Genomic DNA, 294 nt, shown 5'->3' with positions numbered 1-294 from the left:
GTCTTATTGCGGCGCACGTAGGCACGCACGTACTGGGCGGGCAGCAAGCGCACCTCGATACCCAGAGCATGGAGCCAGCGTGCCCAGTAGTGGGCTGAGCCACAGGCTTCCATGACGACCGGGCCGACCGAGCGGTTGACGAACCAGCGCTCGAACTGCGAGCGGGACAGGCGCTGGGTTTCGATGATGCGCCATTGGTCATCGGCAACGGCGATCTGGAAAACGGATTTGGCCAAGTCGACGGCCACGGTAGTAGCATGCATGTCGGACTCCTTTCGTTTGAAGACCTGATCC

1 pseudogene is annotated in these 294 nt (G+C 61.6%); it reads right to left on the bottom strand.

Going from position 1 to position 294, the window contains the following annotated elements:
* Nucleotides 1–263, bottom strand: a pseudogene (locus ACYZGB_RS22935) (IS110 family transposase); the annotation flags it as partial.
* Nucleotides 264–294: the final 31 nt, after the last annotated feature.

The organism is Acidovorax sp. Q11, assembly GCF_054950075.1.
The sequence above is the reverse complement of the archived record's forward strand: the minus strand, read 5'-3'. Positions and strand labels throughout refer to the sequence as shown.